This is a genomic window from Halomonas binhaiensis (genome assembly GCF_008329985.2).
GTDB classification, from domain to species: Bacteria; Pseudomonadota; Gammaproteobacteria; order Pseudomonadales; family Halomonadaceae; genus Halomonas; species Halomonas binhaiensis.
Genome location: NZ_CP038437.2, coordinates 3,507,743 through 3,524,907, shown reverse-complemented (window position 1 = coordinate 3,524,907; position 17,165 = coordinate 3,507,743). Strand labels below are relative to the sequence as shown.

Genomic DNA, 17,165 nt, shown 5'->3' with positions numbered 1-17,165 from the left:
AAAGCGGCGAGAACGAAGGAATATTTGTGCAGTTATGTGACGTTTGTCGTCATCACGGACAGCTTTCCCCGAGTATCAGCGTGGTATTGAGGCGTCGATGCTCAGGCGCGTCCAGACCCAGGATCATGCGTGCCGCGACCCGGCCTTTCTCGATGCTGTCCTGGCGCACCGTGGTCAGGCGTGGGGAACGGTACTGGCCTTCTTCGATGCCATCGAAACCGGTCAGAAGCAGGTCCTCGGGTACACGAATGCCACGTTGCTCGGCGAGTGTCAGGGCGGTCAGGGCAATGCGGTCAGACATGCACAGCAGCAGGTCTGGTCGCTCATCTTCAGGAAGATCGAGAATCTCTTCAATTACCGGTGTACAGACACCATGGGTGTTTTCCTCGATATTCCACAGTGGTACCTGGTCACGTTCGATGCCGTGCTCTTCCAACGCCCGGTAGAAGCCGTCGAGGCGTGAGCGGGTGATGGTCTGGGCACTGTCCAGCCAGTTGTGCTGTGATTCGATACGGCCGTTATGGGCCTCTGCCAGCAGACGCAAGCAAAGGATCCCAACCCGCTTGGGCTTGTGGCGCAAGGCATGGCAGGCAATGGCATAGCAGGCCGGTTCATTATCGATATGTACGGTTGGGCGCTCATCGACATAGAAGTCTACCGCCACCAGAGGACTCTGTGGCGGGAGTTCCCCCATCAAGTGATCACTGGGCATCAGCCCGTAGACGATGAAGCCATCGGCCATGCTGGCCGAACCCGGAACATGCGAGGAGCCTGGTTGGCGTCCAGACAGGAGCAGCAGCGTATGGCCATGTGCATCGAGCACTTCGGCAACGCCGGTCAATAGCTCGCTGGAGACCGCATCATTGAGGCTGTATGTCAGGGTTTCTGCGAGCACCACCCCAATGATCCTCGAACGTCCCGTGCGCAAGCTGCGTGCCCTGGCATCCGGTCCCCGATAGCCAAGGCGCTTGGCTTCATCGAGGATGCGTCGACGCAGGGCAGTGGAGAGCTGGTCGGGGCGGTTGAAGGCATTGGACACAGTGGCCGTGGAGACACCCAGTTCACGAGCCAGGTCCTTGAGCGTGATGGGCTGCTTGGATTTGGTCACAGAGGCTTTCCGCATGATTCTGGCTCGGCCAGCATAAGCGCTGCCGACGTGGCTGTCATTGCATAGGCTGTCATTGAATAGACCAGGTCCTTGCTGTTACGCCGAAAGCGAGAGCAGAAACAGCGTCAGTGGTGGCGACAGCAAGGACAGCAGAAAACCGCTGACCACTGCAATGGGAACGCAGGCGACACCGCCGTGTTGCTGAATCACCGGCAGGGTGAAGTCCATGGATGTCGCGCCGCCATAACCAATGGCCAGGGGCGCATGACGACGAATCACCAGCGGAATCAGAATGAAGGCCAGCAGCTCTCGTGTCAGGTCGTTGAAGAAGGCCACGCCTCCGAGCAAGGGGCCGAGGTGGTCGCCAATCAGAATGCCTGACAGTGAATACCAGCCAAAGCCGGATGCCATGGCCAATCCTTCATTCCAGTTCAGATCGAGCAGGGGGGCTGCGAGCAACCCTCCGGCAAGGGAGCTCAGTGCCAGCGTTACTGCAATGACCAGGCCATGACGGTTGAGCAGTATCTGGCGCAACGGCATTCCAGAATTCCGCAGCTGGCAACCAATGAGTGCCAGCAACAGATACAGCACCCACTCCGACAGGGTTTCGGCCAGTTCGAACAGGGTGGTATCCCAGATGGTGCCGAGTCCGATGCCCGCCAGCATGCCGAGGAACACGACACCGACCAGGGCCAGCGAGCCCGCCATGGCAGCCAGCTTGCTGGTTGGTGCATCGCGCACCACTCGTGGTTCGCCCAATGCCAGCTGCAGGCGCGATGACAGCCACCACAGGGCGGCAATGTTGCAGGCCGAAATGACCAGGAACAGCGTCAGGGCCTGGGTACCCAAGCGTGACAGTTGGCTGGACAGGTCCGGCAACCCTGCGAGGCTTACACCCATCAGTGCCAGAATGAGGTAGATGGAGACACTGACCCCGCGGTTGATGGCGGCCATTACCATCTCGTTGCGTACTGGTACGAGGTACCCCAGCAGCAGGGGGAGCAGCACGATCAGAAGACCGCTGAGCATGGGTTGAGCTTCCTTTCCCGAAATAGAGAACGTGAAATTAGACAACAAGAAACCGCCCGGAGGGCGGTTAAAAGGAATCCACTCTATGCAATTTCTGCGCTTTGGGAAAGTTCTGCGCGGTGAGAAAGTTGATCCTGAATATCGCCCCTTGCGTCACTGATTCAGTCTGGTGAGTCGCAGACGACTGACGCGATCGCCATCCTTGAAGAAATCCAGGCGCAGCAGCAGACCAGGGATCTGTGGGTGGAAGCTGATACGCATGTAACGGTCATCCTTGTCCTTGTCGCGTAGCTCCACGGTAGGGGCCTGAACTCGCTTGCCGTCCACCTGGAGAGGAATGTCGGCAACACGCCGCCAGACACCATCCTCGTTTCTGCCCTTGTGGTCGACATAGTTCAGTTCGCAGCCATCCTGGCAGTCCTGCTCCTGGGCAAGACGGGATAACTCCACCAGGGCCGTCTGGCGGTCAGGGCGATTGGTCAGTTGTGAACGGTTGAGAGAGTAGTCCTTGCCCATGCGCAGGAAACGATAGTCACTGCGATAGCCGAGTGCACGGAGCTGGTCGCCGTTATCGCTGAATTGCGAACTCTCCCGACCTTTGGCGATGGCGAGAGAGGATTCCATGCTGCTGCGCCAGTGATCGCCTTCACGCTTCAGTGAGTGATGGATGTTCGCATCCGGCCAGCCATCGACGGATAAATGATAATTCGCATCGAAAGCGCGTAGAGCGCTGGCCTGTGCCAGTACAGGGAGTGCGACAAGGCTGAATGCCAGCAGGGCCGTGGCCAGCGAGGTCCTCCTGAACAGGCGGCCTGGACAGGTAGCCCGGACGTTGCTCATGAGGCGAAAGAAGAAAGTGGGAAACATGTCAGTCATCTATTTCGCTATCGAAGAGTTGTCATCTCAGAGGTCTAGCTTCGAGGAAGGTTCCATTGTGCATACCAGAGTGGCTGGCGGCAGGCTGCCTCAATGGGTACGCTGAATGACGGCAGGGAGATTCTTGACCCAGTGTATCTTCAAGTATTTCGGAGGAGTTGATCATGGCACGTTTGTTATTGATTGCAGGGGATTTTGTTGAAGATTACGAGGTCATGGTGCCATTCCAGGCACTGCAGGCCATGGGACATCGCGTCGATGCGGTATGCCCCGACAAGCGCGAAGGCGATACGATCAAGACAGCTATCCACGATTTCGAGGGAGATCAGACCTATAGCGAGAAGCCGGGGCACAATTTTGCCCTCAACGAGACCTTCGCCGATATCACCGTCGAAGATTACGATGGACTGGTGATTCCGGGAGGCAGGGCACCTGAATACCTGCGTCTGGACGAACGGGTGCTGGAAGTGGTGCGTTATTTCGTCGACCGCGAAAAACCCATTGCTGCCATCTGTCATGGTGCCCAGTTGCTGGCTGCGGCAGCTCCTCTGGAGGGGCATCGTATCTCGGCCTATCCTGCCTGTGCTCCAGAAGTACGTCTGGCGGGTGGTGAGTTTGTCGACCTGGAAGTGACGGATGCCGTGACCTGTGGTCATTACGTTACGGCACCTGCATGGCCTGCGCATCCTGAATGGTTGCGGCAGTTCCACGCGCTCCTTTGAGGCTTTTTCCGGGCAAAGGGCATGAGCCGTGAGTTTTCTCGCGGCTCTTTATGAAATGGTGATTGTCATTGCCTGCAGCTTGATCTTTGTAGACCGACTGGTCTATTTTGGTTTTCATGACGACCAGAGCCTCTACCCGAAACCTCTTGATCGAGGTCGGTACCAACCTCATTGCCGAGCATGGCTATAACGCCACGGGCATCAATGCGGTACTCAAGGAAGCTGGGGTGCCAAAGGGCTGCTTTTACCACTATTTCCCTAGCAAGGAAGCGTTCGGGCTGGCGGTGATCGAGGCTGCCGCGGCGGACGATGAGGCGGCGATCCAGGCACTGCTGGGAGACTCCTGTACAGCGCCATTGGAGAGGCTAAAGGCATTCTTTGCTGCCAAGAAGGCTGACATGGTGGCATGCGAACATCGTCGTGGTTGCTTGATTGGCAATCTGGGCCAGGAGATGTCGGCCCACAGCGATGTACTTCGCGATGCACTAGATAGCATCTGCCGGCGCCGGGAGCGACAGTTGGCGGCTTGTCTGCAGGATGGCCAGAATGACGGCAGCATTCGCCGTGATATTGATGCGACTGCTCTGGCGAGCTTCATTCTGGCAGGGTGGCAGGGAGCATTGCTGCGTTCCAAGATAGTTCGGGATGGCACGCCTCTGGTCGGCTTTGAGTGCACACTATTGGCTTTTCTCAAACCTTGATGAGCAGAGAATGCTTGTTACCCAGGTATTTGCTCTTATCAGCCAGGAGAGGTAGATCATGAGTGATCAATCGTATCAGCCACCGAGAGTCTGGAAGTGGGAAGCTCCCAACGGTGGAGAGTTTGCCAGTATCAATCGACCGATTGCCGGACCGACCCATGACAAGGTCTTGCCGGTAGGCAAGCACCCCTTGCAACTGTATTCCTTGGCCACACCCAATGGCGTGAAGGTCAATATCATGCTCGAGGAGTTGCTGGCCCAGGGGCACGAGGGAGCCGAATACGATGCTTGGCTGATCCGTATCGGTGATGGCGATCAGTTCGGCAGCGGTTTTGTCGAGGTCAATCCCAACTCCAAGATTCCGGCATTGATGGATCACAGCGGTGAGACGCCTGTACGCGTGTTCGAGTCTGGTTCCATTCTGCTGTACCTGGCTGAAAAATTCGGTGCCTTCCTGCCCAGGGAGTTCAAGGCCCGCACAGAAGCCCTGAACTGGTTGTTCTGGCAGATGGGCTCTGCACCCTATGTGGGTGGAGGCTTTGGCCACTTCTATGCCTATGCGCCGGAGAAATTCGAATACCCGATCAACCGTTTCACCATGGAAACCAAGCGTCAGCTTGACGTTCTCAACCGCCATCTGGCTGAAAACACCTACATGGCGGGTGACGAGTACAGTATCGCGGATATTGCCATCTATCCCTGGTATGGCGGGCTGGTGGAAGGGCGCAATTATGGCGCCGGCGAGTTCCTTGCTGTGCATGAATACAAGAATGTGCAGCGTTGGGCGGCCAATATTGCTGAACGCCCTGCCGTGAAACGCGGGCGCATGGTCAACCGCACCTTCGGTGAGCTGTCCGAGCAGTTGCATGAGCGCCATGATGCCAGCGACTTTGAGCTGCGTACTCAGGATAAAATTGGCACAGACTAGGCAAGCTCCTGGTTGGCGGTTTGGCCAGGACCCAACAAGGGCGCATCGCACTGCGATGCGCCCTTGTCTTTAATATGTGGGTGTCTCAGCTTGTCAGCGCTTTTTTACCCAGTGACTCACCACGCCCGAAGGCTTCCAGGCTGTCGAGGGTGGTCGTGGCAATTTCCTGCAGGGCTTCCTGGGTAAAAAAGCCCTGGTGTCCAGTGACGAGGACATTGGGGAAACTGATCAAGCGAGCGAATACATCATCGAGCTGAATGGTATCGCGGAGATCGTGGAAGAACAGTCCAGATTCCTGTTCGTAGACATCAAGTCCAAGATAGCCGAGCTTGCGGCTCTTGAGCGCCGCGATGCAGGCGTGGGTATCGACCAGAGCACCGCGGCTCGTGTTGATGAGCATGACGCCATCCTTCATCTGCGCGAACTGCTCATCGCTGATCAAATGGTAGGTCGCCTTGTTCAGCGGGCAATGCAAGGAGATGATGTCGCTTTGCGCCAGTAGTTGCGGCAATTCCACCTGGGTGAAGTCGCCTTGCTGTGGATATGGGTCATGGACCAGAACTTCACAGCCGAATCCCTTCATGATGGTGGCCAATGAACGGCCGATCTGCCCGCAGCCGATGATACCGACTGTCTTGCGAAAGAGGTTGAAACCCAGCAGACCATTGAGATCGAAATTATCCTCGCGTACCCGGTTATAAGCCTTGTGTGTCTTGCGGTTGAGCGTCAGGATCATGGCGACGCAGTGCTCGGCAACCGCCTGGGGGCTGTAGGCTGGCACTCGGCAGACCTGAATGCCAAGCTGCCTGGCAGTATCGAGGTCAACGTTATTGAAGCCGGCACAGCGCAAGGCAACCAGCTTCACGCCAGCATCAGACAACTGTTCCAGCACTGTTTGATCCAGTACATCGTTGACGAAGATCCATCGTTGCAGGGGTTGTCAGTGATCGCCTGATCGAGCATCTCGCAGAGGTGTTGGACCTGCCATGTGGGGGGTGATCAAGACGCGGGGATGTGTCCATAGGGGGTTGTCGTTGGCCAGTGGCTCGACGACAAAGGCATCCAGCAAGGCTCCGCGCAGCCTGCCAGGGGCATCGTGGGCACCAAGTGCTTCGATGAGAGCGGTTTCATCGATCAGACTACCGCGTCCAGGGTTGATCAGGCTGGCGCCTGCTGGGAGCTTTGCCAGGGTGCTGGCGTTGATCAGATGTTGGGTGTCGGGAGTATCGGGCAACAACAGCACCAGTGTTTTCACTTGTCCGAGAAGCTGGTTGAGCCCTTGCTCGCCATGATGGCATTGAATGCCTTCAATGTTCTTGGGGGAACGGCTCCAGCCAAGTACAGGGAAACCGTCTGCGGCGATGGCCTTTGCCACTTTGGCACCTATGGCGCCCAGGCCGAGCACACCCACCTGCCAATCCTGCTTGTCGACAAGGGCGAGAGGTTGCCAGCGGCGTTCGGCCTGCTGCCGAGCATAGCGATCGAAGTCGCGCTGAAAGTGCAATAGCCCATAGCGCACGTAATCGGCGATCAGTTCAGCCATGCCGGCATCACGCAGTTTGACGATGGGTACACCTGCTGGCAGTGCCGGATTGGCCAATAGTGCATCGACGCCAGCCCCGAGATTGATGATGCCCTTGAGACTCGTGCAGTCACGCAACAAGGCTTCATCAGGCTTCCATGCGGCCAGATAGTCGGCACTTGTTCGCTCGGCGCGGGAGGCCTCCTGACTGGTCACCACTTCGGCATTCTCTACTCCCAGGTCGATCAGACGCTGGCTGAGTGCATCACGCCATGCCAGGGCATCATCGATATGAACAAGGACTTTCATCAGGGTTTCCTTCGTGTCGGTCTCAATGAATGTCAGTCTCAATACACCATCTGCATCATCGGTGGCGGTGCGTCCTTCAGCAGTTTGGCAAGGCGCTCGAGGCCTTCTTCCAGGCGGGCCAGTTCAGGCTCCGCGCCAAGGCTTACACGGATGCAACTGGGGGCGGCGGTCTGTTCGACCATGAAAGGTGTCGAGGTGGTGATGGCCAAGCCCTCCTGCTCAGCTACCTGCTGCAACTCATCGGCACGCCACCCTCCGGGCAAGGGTAACCATAGATGAAGGCTGGAGGGACGTGCCATCTTGGGTAGTGGGTGCAGGATCTGTGCAGCGAGGATCTGGCGTTCGGCGAGCAATTCCCGTTGAGCGCTGGCCATGTCCTCGACCGTTCCATCTTCGATCCATAGCGCAGCGACTTCAAACATCAAGGGGGTCGCCATCCAACTGGTGGCGCGCAGGCGTGGCAGGGTGTGATGGAGCTGGCTGCGCGGTACGGTCAGGTAGCCGACTCGCAACCCAGGCACCGTGGATTTGGTCAGGCTGGTGATGTGGAAGCTCTGCATCGGAATACGCGCACTTAGTGGCGTCAACTTCGTTGGCTCCAGCAAGGCATGGACATCATCCTCGATCAACCATACGCCATGGCGTTCGAGGACGCTGGCGACTTCGTTGCGGCGCTGCTCATCCATGGTCGCCCCTGTCGGGTTGAGCTGTGTTGGCGTCAGACACACGGCACGCGGCTTGTAGCGAGCGCAGGCGGCATCCAGCGCATCTGGTATGACCCCTCGCTCATCGATAGGCACACCACGCAACTGGAAACCCAGGGTGCGGGAAAGCGCAATCAGGCCATGGTCGGTCAATGCTTCCGTGAGTACCAGATCGCTGTGTTGGACAACGGTGGAGACCGCCAGCATGAGAGCGTGTGCACCTCCGTTGCATAGCACGCGATCATCAGCCTCTCCAGGCATTCCCAGCCGTTCAGTCAGCCACAGGCTGGCCTGTTCTCGTTGATGAGGGAGTCCGGCAATCGGGCGGTTGGCTGTGACGACTTCCGGGTGGAGGTTTTCAGAAAGTTGGCTCAGTGCCTGCCGAAAGCGCAGGTGGTGGGAGGGGGGACAGACGGGATGCGCGATGGAAAGGTCGATGATCGCCGTTTCTGGATGTGGTTCTCGTGCGCGTAAATATGCTGATTCGCGATTATCGTCGAGAGCATTGACCCAGGTTCCACTACCGATCCTGGCCTGGATCAGTCCCATCTTCTCGGCCTGGGCGTAAGCTCGTGACACGGTCTGCACGCTGACACCGAGTTGCTCGGCCAATTGACGGTGAGTGGGCAAGCGAGTGCCTGGAATCAACTCTCCCGCGTGAATGGCACGTGACATGGCCCGGGCAATTGCCAGGTACTTGGGTTGTGTCGAGAGTGACGTTCCACCCTGTGGCCAGCCGGATTGAGGGTCATCGAGATAGGGTTTTAGATCAATTGTCATGATTCAATAAAGCCTTTGACTGCGGGCTTGGTAGCAATGCTAGTATCAAGCTAACGACATTGGCTCGATATTGTCATGATATGTTGGTTTGGTGGTTCATGACAATTTATAGCTGACCAGGCACCGCTACCCAAGTTCGGCAAGGGGCTGGCAAAGCACGGGAAAGCCTTCACGAGGCAACGTCGTTTTAATGGCGCGCCGGGCCTCCTTGTCGTGAGTGCCCGGGTTTTCGTGGTGATATTGTGGTGAGTGGTTTCATGATTCAGGTATCTCTGCCGTTCACTCGCGAGGAATACGCCGAGCGATTGCAAAAGGTGCGCACTGAGATGGCCATGCGTGGCATCGATGTGTTGATTGTCAGCGACCCTTCCAACATGGCCTGGTTGACCGGCTACGATGGATGGTCCTTCTATGTACATCAGTGTGTACTGCTTGGGCTCGAAGGTGAGCCTGTGTGGTATGGCCGTCGCCAAGACAGCAACGGTGCACTACGCACCTGCTGGATGGATCCGGAAAACATTACCTATTACCCGGATTACTACGTCCAGAATCCGGACATGCATCCCATGGAATACCTGGCCCAGTCGATCATGCCGGACCGCGGCTGGTGCGAAGGCGTCGTGGGCATGGAAATGGACAACTACTATTTCTCGGCCAAGGCGTATCTGAGCCTGTTGCAGGAGTTGCCTCATGCGCGTTTTGCAGATGCCAACTCCCTGGTCAACTGGTGCCGGGCAATCAAGTCTCCACAGGAAATTGCCTACATGCGCGTTGCTGCGCGTATCGTGGAGGGTATGCATTCACGCATTCTGGAGATGATCGAGCCTGGGTTGCCCAAGTCGAAGCTGGTCTCGGAAATCTATCGAGTCGGCATCGAGGGCTGGACCGACGCTGATGGCCATACCCATGGCGGTGATTACCCTGCCATTGTGCCGCTGTTGCCTACTGGTAGTGATGCTGCGGCCCCTCACCTGACCTGGGATGACACGCCATTTCGCAAGGGGGAGGGGACTTTCTTCGAGATTGCAGGTTGCTTCAAGCGCTATCACTGCCCTCTGTCACGCACCGTCTTCCTCGGGACTCCTCCCCAGGACTTCGTGCGGGGTGAGTCGGCACTGCTTGAGGGTATCGAGAATGGCCTGGCCATCGCCAAGCCCGGCAACCGCACGGCGGACATTGCCCTGGCCCTGGGGGCGGCGATGGACAAATACGGCTTTGACCGTGGCGGCGCTCGTTGTGGTTATCCCATCGGTATCAGCTATCCACCAGACTGGGGCGAGCGGACCATGAGCCTGCGCCCTTCGGATGAAACCATCCTGCAACCCGGCATGACGTTCCATTTCATGCCCGGCATGTGGATGGACGACTGGGGGCTGGAAATCACCGAAAGCATTCTGATCACCGAAAATGGCGCGGAGCCTCTAGCCAATTTCCCGCGTCAGCTGTTTGTCAAATGATGGAGACACCATGAGCAAGCGCAAGAGCCCAATCTCGGCCACCGTTGACTTCGATGCCCAAGGCGTGCAGCACGGTTTTCTGAAGCTGCCGATTTCCAACGATGAATCTGCCTGGGGTGCTGTGATGATTCCCGTCACGGTGGTCAGCAATGGCGAGGGTCCCACGGCATTGATCACGGGTGGTAATCATGGTGATGAATATGAAGGCATTACTGCGCTCCAGAAGCTAGCCTGTTCATTGAAGGCCGAAGATGTACATGGCCGGGTGATCATTGTGCCGATGATGAATACGCCGGCAGCCCATGCTGGTCGACGTACTTCGCCAATGGATGGTGGCAACCTCAATCGTAGCTTCCCTGGTGACCCGGATGGCAGCGTGACCGAGAAGATCGCTGACTATTTCACCCGTGAGCTGGTGCCCATGGTAGATGTTGTGCTGGACCTGCATTCTGGTGGTCGCACCCTGGATATCATTCCTTTCGCGGCCTCTCATGTACTGGAAGACAAGGACCAGCAGCACCAGGCATTGCAGGGAGCCAAGGCATTTGGTGCTCCTTATGCCATGGTGATGTTCGAGCTGGATGCAGAAGCGCTGTTTGATACAGCGGTGGAGCGTCAGGGTAAGGTCTTCGTTGCCACCGAACTGGGGGGCGGTGGTACCTCGACACCGGAGAGCATTGCTCTCACCGAGCGTGGTATCGACAATTTCCTGATCCATTTCGGCCTCAAGAAGGGTGAACTCACGCTACCCGAGAAACAGGTCTATCTGGATATGCCGGACGCCAGCTGTTATGTGCAGAGTGAGCATGCCGGCCTGCTGGAACTGACCCTGTCGCTGGGTGATGAAGTCAAGACAGGTGATGTGATTGCCCGGGTCTATGACATGAATCGCAGCGGAGCGGTCCCGGTGGAATACCGAGCCCAACGTGATGGCCTGCTGGCTGCCCGACGCTTTCCAGCCCAGGTCAATATGGGGGACACCATCGCGGTGATCGCCGAGGTGGTGGACTCTCTGGACTGATCTTGTCATGAAACTCGACCGATACGACCTCAAGATACTTTCGATTCTGTCCCGGGATGGGCGCATCACCAAATCGCGCCTGGCCGAGTCCATCAATCTCTCAGTGAGTCCCTGCTGGGAGAGGGTTCGTCGCCTGGAGCAGGCAGGCATCATCGAAGGCTACAGTGCCCGGATCAACCCTCGAGTCCTGGTGCACCGGACACCGGTGTGGATGCAGGTCGAGTTGAAACAGCACAATGCTGAAAGCTTCCAGCGTTTCGAAGCCTTGGTTCAGTCGACTGACGCTGTCGCCGAGTGTGTGGCGGTAGGCGGCGGTGTCGACTACCTGATCAAGATTGAGGCTGAGTCCATTGATGCCTATCAACGTCTGATAGACAACTGGCTGACTTCTGATGCCGATATCGAACGTTACTTCACTTACATCGTCACCAAGACGGTCAAGGCCCCGCGCCAGGGATTTGATGTCGAAGACCTGGCGCCCAGAACCGAGGCTCCCTGAATCGAAGCCCTCGAACCAGTGATTCTCCTTGAGTCGAGGATTTTTCTTGAATTTACAGGCCTCCAGTTGGGTTGTCCGGCTGGAGGCCTGCTTCATACTCTGGCACCAGAAAAAAATCTAACTTCTTTGCAGGCAACAAAAAAAACACCCTTTACTTTCTGCTGGTTCAAAAAGTCCTTATCCCGCATCTCCCTTAGCATGAAGGCATAGAAAATATAAAGGTATCGACTGGTTGCGGAGGATCTCCTGGGCCGTCGATCATTCTTTTTTATGGGCCGGATGCCCAGGTGGTCAGGAGGTGCTGTGATGAAGCTCAATGATCCGCGGCTGTTTCGTCAGTACGCATACGTCGATGGCAGATGGACCCACGCTGATGGCGGCAGGGAAGCGCCGGTCGTCAATCCGGCCAATGGCAAGGTCATTGGTCATATCCCCCTGCTTGAGGCCCATCAGATTCGAGCTTGCGTAGACGCTGCGGATGTGGCCTTTGCTGCCTGGCGTGCATTGCGTGCCGACGAGCGATACGAGTACCTGATGGCCTGGCATGATCTGATGCTGGCCCATCGTGAGGATCTGGCTCAGATCATGACCCATGAGCAGGGCAAGTCGCTGGCGGATGCCCGCGGCGAGGTGGACTATGGCGCCAGTTTTGTGCGCTGGTTTGCCGAGGAGGGCAAGCGTGCCCTTGGCGAGACCATGCCCAGCCACATTCCCAATGCGGCACTCGGCACCATCAAGGAGCCAGTGGGAATCGCTCTGCTGATCACGCCCTGGAATTTCCCTCTGGCGATGATCACGCGCAAGGCGGCGGCAGCCCTGGCGGCAGGATGCCCGGTCATCGTCAAACCTGCCAACGAGACGCCATTCTCCGCCCTGGCCCTGGCAGAGCTTGCCGAGCGCGCAGGTATTCCTGCCGGCATTTTCAATGTCGTGCTGGGCGAAGCCGCGGAAGTTTCAAGCCTGCTGTGTGCCGAGGAAAGGATCAAGGCACTGTCCTTTACCGGTTCTACCCGGGTAGGACGACTGCTGCTTGAGCAATCTGCGGCCACGGTCAAGCGTGTGTCCATGGAGCTTGGCGGTAATGCGCCTTTCATCGTTGGCCCGGACATGGATCCGAAGGATGCCGCCGAAGCGGCGGTGGCAGCCAAGTTCCAGACATCCGGACAGGACTGCCTGGCGGCGAACCGCATCCTGGTGCACGAGTCGATTCATGATGACTTCGTCGAGCATTTTGCTGCACGCATGCTGGAACTCAAGGTCGGTGACGGGCTGGAAGAAGGGACCGATCTGGGGCCACTGATTCACCGTCGTGCCGTAGAGAATGCCCTTGGCATCATTGATGATGCGCTCTCCAAGGGAGCCAGCATGATCGGTGGTGATCAGGCGAAGGCTCCAGGTGAAAATTTCTGCATGCCAACGCTTTTTACTGGTGTCACCCCGAAAATGCGGGTGTGGCGTGAAGAATGTTTTTCCCCGGTTGCTGGCATCACGGCATATGCGGATGAAGATGAAGTCATCCGGCTGGCCAATGATACCGAGTATGGGTTGGCGGCCTACGTCTATACCCATGACATCCGTCGTATCTGGAAACTGCTGCGAGGCCTCGAGTTTGGCATGGTATCGGTGAATTCCGTGAAGATGACCGGACCCCCCGTGCCTTTTGGTGGCGTCAAGCAGTCCGGTCTGGGCCGGGAAGGTGGCACGACGGGTATCGACGAGTACCTGGAAACCAAGTACTACTGTCTGGGTGGGTTGGCATCAGTTTCTGGCAGCTGAACGGGGGCTCCGCTGAATGATATTTCGGCGGAGTCAGGTATCAGTTGGGTCAGACATCAACTGAATCAGACAGCAGTTGAAATAGATGGCAGTTGAATCAGATTCAGTTGAATCAAGAGATAGACAAGATCGCAAACATGAACTCGCTGGCAGGCTGCCAGTGAGCCACGGAAAAAGGAAGAGTCGATATGAGCAACATCCATCAGGAACTGATCGAGCGCGACCGCAAGGTCACCTTTCATGCCTCTACCCACTTGCGTGACTTTGCCCATGGTGATGCGCCTGGTCGTGTCATCACCGGTGGCAAGGGCATCAGCATCGTGGACAAGGATGGCCGCGAGTTCATTGATGGATTTGCCGGGTTGTACTGCGTGAACATCGGCTATGGCCGCACCGAAGTGGCCGAAGCGATCTATCAGCAGGCTCTGGAAATGTCCTACTACCACACTTATGTAGGCCACTCCAACGAGCCGCAGATCGCTCTGTCCGAGCAGATTCTCAAGCTGGCAGGCCCCGGCATGTCCAAGGTCTACTACGGCCTCGGCGGCAGTGACGCAAACGAGACCCAGCTCAAGCTGGTGCGTTACTACAATAACGTGCTTGGCCGCCCGCAGAAGAAGAAGGTCATCTCCCGTCAGCGTGGCTACCATGGTTCTGGTCTGGCGACGGGTTCCCTGACAGGACTCAAGGCCTTCCATGACCAGTTTGACCTGCCTATGGCGGGTATCCTGCACACCGAGGCGCCTTATTATTACCATCGCGCCGCGGAGCAGCATGGTATGAGCGAGCAGGAATTCTCTGCCTACTGCGCCACCAAGCTGGAAGAAATGATCCTCGCCGAAGGGCCGGATACCGTTGCGGCCTTCATCGGTGAACCGGTGCTGGGTACCGGTGGTATCGTGCCGCCGCCTGAAGGCTACTGGAGTGCCATCCAGGCGGTACTGGACAAGTACGATGTCCTGCTGATTGCCGATGAGGTGGTATGTGGTTTCGGCCGTATCGGTGCTGACTTCGGTAGCCATCTGTTCGGTATCAAGCCGGACCTGATCACCATTGCCAAGGGCCTGACCAGCGCCTACCAGCCGCTGTCCGGCGTCATTGTCGGCGATCGTGTGTGGAAGGTGCTGGAGCAGGGTACCAGTGAGCTCGGTCCCATCGGCCATGGCTGGACCTATTCTGGCCATGCCCTGGGCTGTGCCGCAGCACTGGCTAACCTGGCCATCATCGAGCGTGAAAAGCTGACCGAAAATGCTCGTGATACCGGTGCCTACCTGCAGCAGCGTATGCAGGATGTGTTCGGTGACCACCCCATTGTCGGCCAGGCTCGTGGTATCGGCATGCTGGCAGCGCTGGAATTCTCCCCAGAGCCAGAGGCGCGTCGTCACTTCGACGCCAGCCTCAAGGTTGGACCGCGTATCTCCGCAGCGGCTCTGGAAGAGAACCTGATTGTCCGCGCCATGCCTCAGGGCGATATCCTTGGCTTTGCTCCGCCGTTGATCACGACTCGTGGCGAAGTGGACGAGATTGTTGCCCGAGCCGAACGTGCGGTGAACAAGGTCACGGATGAACTGGTTCGTGAGGGTGCCCTGCAGACCGCTTGATGCCATCAAGTGATGTTGACGAGGCCGCTCCTGTGGGGCGGCCTCTCTAGGTTTGTACGTACTGAGTCAGGTGGCAGCAAGGAGAACATCATGCCCCATGCTTCTATTCATGATGCGGCTCACGGAGTGACGCTCGATGAGATATACCATGCTCGAGCACGTATAAAGGGCCAGGTGTCACGGACCCCCTTGTGGCACTCGCGCGCCTTGTCGGAACGCTTTGCTGCCGAGGTGTACCTCAAGCTGGAGAACCTCCAGCCGACCGGGGCTTTCAAGTTGCGTGGCGTGACCAACATGATTGCAGCATTGATCGAGCGTCATGGTCACGACGCTCTGGCCAAAGGGGTGACCACCGCATCCACCGGTAATCATGGCCGGGCCGTAGCCTATGCTGCTTCGCGCCTTGGAGTCCCGGCAGTAATCTGTCTTTCCACACTGGTGCCTGCCAACAAGGTGGCTGCTATCGAGGCCCTGGGGGCGACTGTCACGAGAATTGGTCAGAGTCAGGATGATGCTTTCGAGGAAGCCAGGCGCCTGGTGAAAGAAGAAGGCATGACACTGATCCCCCCATTCGACGACCCTCTGATTGCGTCCGGGCAGGGCACTATCGGTCTGGAATTGCTGGAAGATCAGCCTGACCTGGACCGTGTCATTCTAGGACTGTCCGGTGGTGGGCTGCTGGGGGGGACCGGCGCGGCGCTGAAGGCGATTCGCCCCCAGTTGAACGTTACCGGCGTCAGCCTGTCTGCCGGCGCGGCCATGTTCGAAAGCCTCACGGCAGGGCACCCGGTGGCAGTGGAAGAAGTCGAAAGTCTGGGTGATTCCCTGGGCGGCGGCATTGGCCTGGATAACCGTTGTACCTTTGCCCTGGTACGCGATGTCATGGACGATCATTTCCAGGTGTCAGAAAGCGCCATTGCCAACGCCATGATCGACATGCTGGAGCAAGAGAAAATGCTTGTCGAAGGTGCTGCAGTAGTTGGGCTGGCAGCCTTGGAAGAACATCAGATCGACATCAAGGGCCAGAAGGTTGCGCTGGTACTGTCCGGTAATGGCGTTTCATTGGAGACCTTGGACCAGGCTCGACAGCTCGCCAAACGCTAGCTCGGCAGACTGATAGTCCAATAGCCTGTATCTATGCAGGGAGACATCTATGCAGCTCTATCAACGTGAGCAGATTGCCGCAGCAGTAAGCATCGACCTGGATGCCCTGAATGCGGTGGAGCAGGGCTTTGCCGCCCTCGGCCGTGGCGACGTGGTGCAACCTCCGATCCTGTCCATGGCCATTGAAGAGTCCAATGGTGAGGTGGACGTCAAGACGGCTCATATTCGTGGCAACTCGCGCTTTGCCATCAAGGTCAGCCCCGGCTTTTTCGATAACCCCAAGCTCGGTCTGCCCAGCCTCAATGGATTGATGATGGTGTTTTCAGCCAAGACTGGCCTGGTGGATGCCGTACTGTTTGATGAAGGCTACTTGACGATGGTGCGTACGGCGCTGGCGGGCGCCATTTCGGCAAAGCACCTGTCCCGGGAGAACAGCCGGCGGGTTGCGGTGCTCGGTGCTGGAGAGCAGGCCGTCAAGCAGATTGAGGCGCTGCGTCTGGTACGTGATATCCAGGTGGTAGATGTATGGGCTCGGCGTGAGTCAGCCGCACAAGACTATGCCATAACGATGCGTGATCAGGGGCTCGAGGTCCATGTTCACGGAAGTGTGGCAGATGCCTGCCGCCATGCGGATATTATCGTTACCACCACGCCATCCCAGAGTCCCATTCTGAATGCCGATGATCTTCCAGAAGGCGTCCACGTCACTGCCATGGGGTCCGATGCACCAGACAAGCGCGAGCTGCACGAAAGCGTCATGCTCATGGCCGATGCCTTCGTCTGTGACACTCGAGCCCAGAGTGAGCATAACGGTGAGCTAAAGGCCTTCGTGACAGCGACAGGCAAGAGTGACGTGCCATTCGTGGTGCATGAGTTGGGTGCGTTGATTGCTCGGGGCGAGCAGGTGAGAAGCTCGGAAAGCGACATCACGGTCTGCGATCTGACAGGTACCGGCGTGCAGGATACCGCCATTGCAGGGTTCGCCCTGGAGAGACTTGCAGGACAGTGAGCCCTTTTCTGACCTTCCG

At 57.5% G+C, this 17,165-nt stretch carries 16 protein-coding genes; 10 read left to right on the top strand and 6 right to left on the bottom strand.

Features of this window, described 5'->3' with window-relative positions:
• Positions 1 to 52: 52 nt before the first annotated feature.
• From E4T21_RS15420 to E4T21_RS15410, 3 genes are all read right to left on the bottom strand, one after another.
• The gene (locus E4T21_RS15420) at positions 53 to 1,108 is read right to left on the bottom strand and encodes a substrate-binding domain-containing protein (RefSeq protein WP_240349176.1); all 1,056 of its coding nucleotides are present in this window, start codon (positions 1,106 to 1,108) and stop codon (positions 53 to 55) included.
• A 96-nt stretch (positions 1,109 to 1,204) separates the two neighbouring features.
• Positions 1,205 to 2,137 (bottom strand): LysO family transporter, encoded by a 933-nt coding sequence (locus E4T21_RS15415; RefSeq protein WP_149285896.1) that lies wholly within the window; start codon positions 2,135 to 2,137, stop codon positions 1,205 to 1,207.
• A 153-nt stretch (positions 2,138 to 2,290) separates the two neighbouring features.
• Complete coding sequence (locus E4T21_RS15410; protein WP_149285895.1) at positions 2,291 to 3,013, bottom strand: hypothetical protein; 723 nt, start codon at positions 3,011 to 3,013, stop codon at positions 2,291 to 2,293.
• 164 nt (positions 3,014 to 3,177) lie between these two features.
• Between E4T21_RS15410 and E4T21_RS15405 the strand changes: the two genes are divergently transcribed.
• The 3 genes from E4T21_RS15405 to yghU all read left to right on the top strand — a co-directional run bounded on the left by E4T21_RS15405 (position 3,178) and on the right by yghU (position 5,364).
• The gene (locus E4T21_RS15405) at positions 3,178 to 3,735 is read left to right on the top strand and encodes a DJ-1/PfpI family protein (RefSeq protein WP_149285894.1); all 558 of its coding nucleotides are present in this window, start codon (positions 3,178 to 3,180) and stop codon (positions 3,733 to 3,735) included.
• A gap of 116 nt (positions 3,736 to 3,851) precedes the next feature.
• A complete protein-coding gene (locus E4T21_RS15400) occupies positions 3,852 to 4,436 on the top strand; it encodes a TetR/AcrR family transcriptional regulator (protein ID WP_149285893.1) in 585 nt (194 codons plus the stop codon).
• Between the two features lie 58 nt (positions 4,437 to 4,494).
• Entirely contained in the window at positions 4,495 to 5,364 is an 870-nt protein-coding gene (gene yghU, locus E4T21_RS15395; RefSeq protein WP_149285892.1) for a glutathione-dependent disulfide-bond oxidoreductase, read from the top strand.
• Positions 5,365 to 5,449: 85 nt separating this feature from the next.
• Here yghU and E4T21_RS15390 read toward each other — a convergent pair whose 3' ends face one another.
• The 3 genes from E4T21_RS15390 to ehuR are packed head-to-tail and all read right to left on the bottom strand — an operon-like array spanning position 5,450 to position 8,679.
• Entirely contained in the window at positions 5,450 to 6,286 is an 837-nt protein-coding gene (locus E4T21_RS15390) for a 2-hydroxyacid dehydrogenase (protein ID WP_420827744.1), read from the bottom strand.
• 18 nt (positions 6,287 to 6,304) lie between these two features.
• A complete protein-coding gene (locus E4T21_RS15385) occupies positions 6,305 to 7,195 on the bottom strand; it encodes a 2-hydroxyacid dehydrogenase (protein ID WP_149285890.1) in 891 nt (296 codons plus the stop codon).
• 38 nt (positions 7,196 to 7,233) lie between these two features.
• Positions 7,234 to 8,679, bottom strand: a complete 1,446-nt coding sequence (ehuR, locus tag E4T21_RS15380) for a MocR-like ectoine utilization transcription factor EhuR (RefSeq protein WP_149285889.1) — start codon at positions 8,677 to 8,679, stop codon at positions 7,234 to 7,236.
• Between the two features lie 257 nt (positions 8,680 to 8,936).
• Here ehuR and doeA point away from each other — a divergent pair, with 257 nt between their 5' ends.
• The 7 genes from doeA to E4T21_RS15345 all read left to right on the top strand — a co-directional run bounded on the left by doeA (position 8,937) and on the right by E4T21_RS15345 (position 17,146).
• Complete coding sequence (doeA, locus tag E4T21_RS15375) at positions 8,937 to 10,136, top strand: ectoine hydrolase DoeA (RefSeq protein ID WP_149285888.1); 1,200 nt, start codon at positions 8,937 to 8,939, stop codon at positions 10,134 to 10,136.
• Positions 10,137 to 10,146: 10 nt separating this feature from the next.
• Positions 10,147 to 11,157: a N(2)-acetyl-L-2,4-diaminobutanoate deacetylase DoeB gene (gene doeB / locus E4T21_RS15370; RefSeq protein ID WP_149285887.1), complete on the top strand. Its 1,011-nt coding sequence runs from the start codon at positions 10,147 to 10,149 to the stop codon at positions 11,155 to 11,157.
• Positions 11,158 to 11,164: 7 nt separating this feature from the next.
• Positions 11,165 to 11,656 carry an Lrp/AsnC family transcriptional regulator gene (locus E4T21_RS15365; RefSeq protein WP_149285886.1) on the top strand — a complete coding sequence of 164 codons (492 nt, stop codon included), beginning with the start codon at positions 11,165 to 11,167 and terminating at the stop codon, positions 11,654 to 11,656.
• Between the two features lie 306 nt (positions 11,657 to 11,962).
• Positions 11,963 to 13,432, top strand: coding sequence for an NAD-dependent succinate-semialdehyde dehydrogenase (locus E4T21_RS15360; RefSeq protein ID WP_187775014.1), 1,470 nt, complete (start codon positions 11,963 to 11,965; stop codon positions 13,430 to 13,432).
• Between the two features lie 188 nt (positions 13,433 to 13,620).
• Positions 13,621 to 15,033 carry an aminotransferase gene (locus tag E4T21_RS15355; protein WP_149285884.1) on the top strand — a complete coding sequence of 471 codons (1,413 nt, stop codon included), beginning with the start codon at positions 13,621 to 13,623 and terminating at the stop codon, positions 15,031 to 15,033.
• Between the two features lie 90 nt (positions 15,034 to 15,123).
• Entirely contained in the window at positions 15,124 to 16,137 is a 1,014-nt protein-coding gene (gene eutB / locus E4T21_RS15350; protein ID WP_187775013.1) for a hydroxyectoine utilization dehydratase EutB, read from the top strand.
• A 49-nt stretch (positions 16,138 to 16,186) separates the two neighbouring features.
• The gene (locus tag E4T21_RS15345) at positions 16,187 to 17,146 is read left to right on the top strand and encodes a cyclodeaminase (protein ID WP_149285883.1); all 960 of its coding nucleotides are present in this window, start codon (positions 16,187 to 16,189) and stop codon (positions 17,144 to 17,146) included.
• Positions 17,147 to 17,165 lie beyond the last annotated feature (19 nt).

Excerpts from the sequence above, each read along its gene's own strand:
- E4T21_RS15415 (WP_149285896.1), bottom strand. The coding sequence starts at position 2,137 with ATGCTCAGCGGTCTTCTGATCGTGCTGCTCCCCCTGCTGCTGGGGTAC.
- E4T21_RS15410 (WP_149285895.1), bottom strand. The coding sequence starts at position 3,013 with ATGACTGACATGTTTCCCACTTTCTTCTTTCGCCTCATGAGCAACGTC.
- E4T21_RS15405 (WP_149285894.1), top strand. The coding sequence starts at position 3,178 with ATGGCACGTTTGTTATTGATTGCAGGGGATTTTGTTGAAGATTACGAG.
- E4T21_RS15400 (WP_149285893.1), top strand. The coding sequence starts at position 3,852 with ATGACGACCAGAGCCTCTACCCGAAACCTCTTGATCGAGGTCGGTACC.
- yghU (WP_149285892.1), top strand. The coding sequence starts at position 4,495 with ATGAGTGATCAATCGTATCAGCCACCGAGAGTCTGGAAGTGGGAAGCT.
- E4T21_RS15385 (WP_149285890.1), bottom strand. The coding sequence starts at position 7,195 with ATGAAAGTCCTTGTTCATATCGATGATGCCCTGGCATGGCGTGATGCA.
- ehuR (WP_149285889.1), bottom strand. The coding sequence starts at position 8,679 with ATGACAATTGATCTAAAACCCTATCTCGATGACCCTCAATCCGGCTGG.
- doeA (WP_149285888.1), top strand. The coding sequence starts at position 8,937 with ATGATTCAGGTATCTCTGCCGTTCACTCGCGAGGAATACGCCGAGCGA.
- doeB (WP_149285887.1), top strand. The coding sequence starts at position 10,147 with ATGAGCAAGCGCAAGAGCCCAATCTCGGCCACCGTTGACTTCGATGCC.
- E4T21_RS15365 (WP_149285886.1), top strand. The coding sequence starts at position 11,165 with ATGAAACTCGACCGATACGACCTCAAGATACTTTCGATTCTGTCCCGG.
- E4T21_RS15360 (WP_187775014.1), top strand. The coding sequence starts at position 11,963 with ATGAAGCTCAATGATCCGCGGCTGTTTCGTCAGTACGCATACGTCGAT.
- E4T21_RS15355 (WP_149285884.1), top strand. The coding sequence starts at position 13,621 with ATGAGCAACATCCATCAGGAACTGATCGAGCGCGACCGCAAGGTCACC.
- eutB (WP_187775013.1), top strand. The coding sequence starts at position 15,124 with ATGCCCCATGCTTCTATTCATGATGCGGCTCACGGAGTGACGCTCGAT.
- E4T21_RS15345 (WP_149285883.1), top strand. The coding sequence starts at position 16,187 with ATGCAGCTCTATCAACGTGAGCAGATTGCCGCAGCAGTAAGCATCGAC.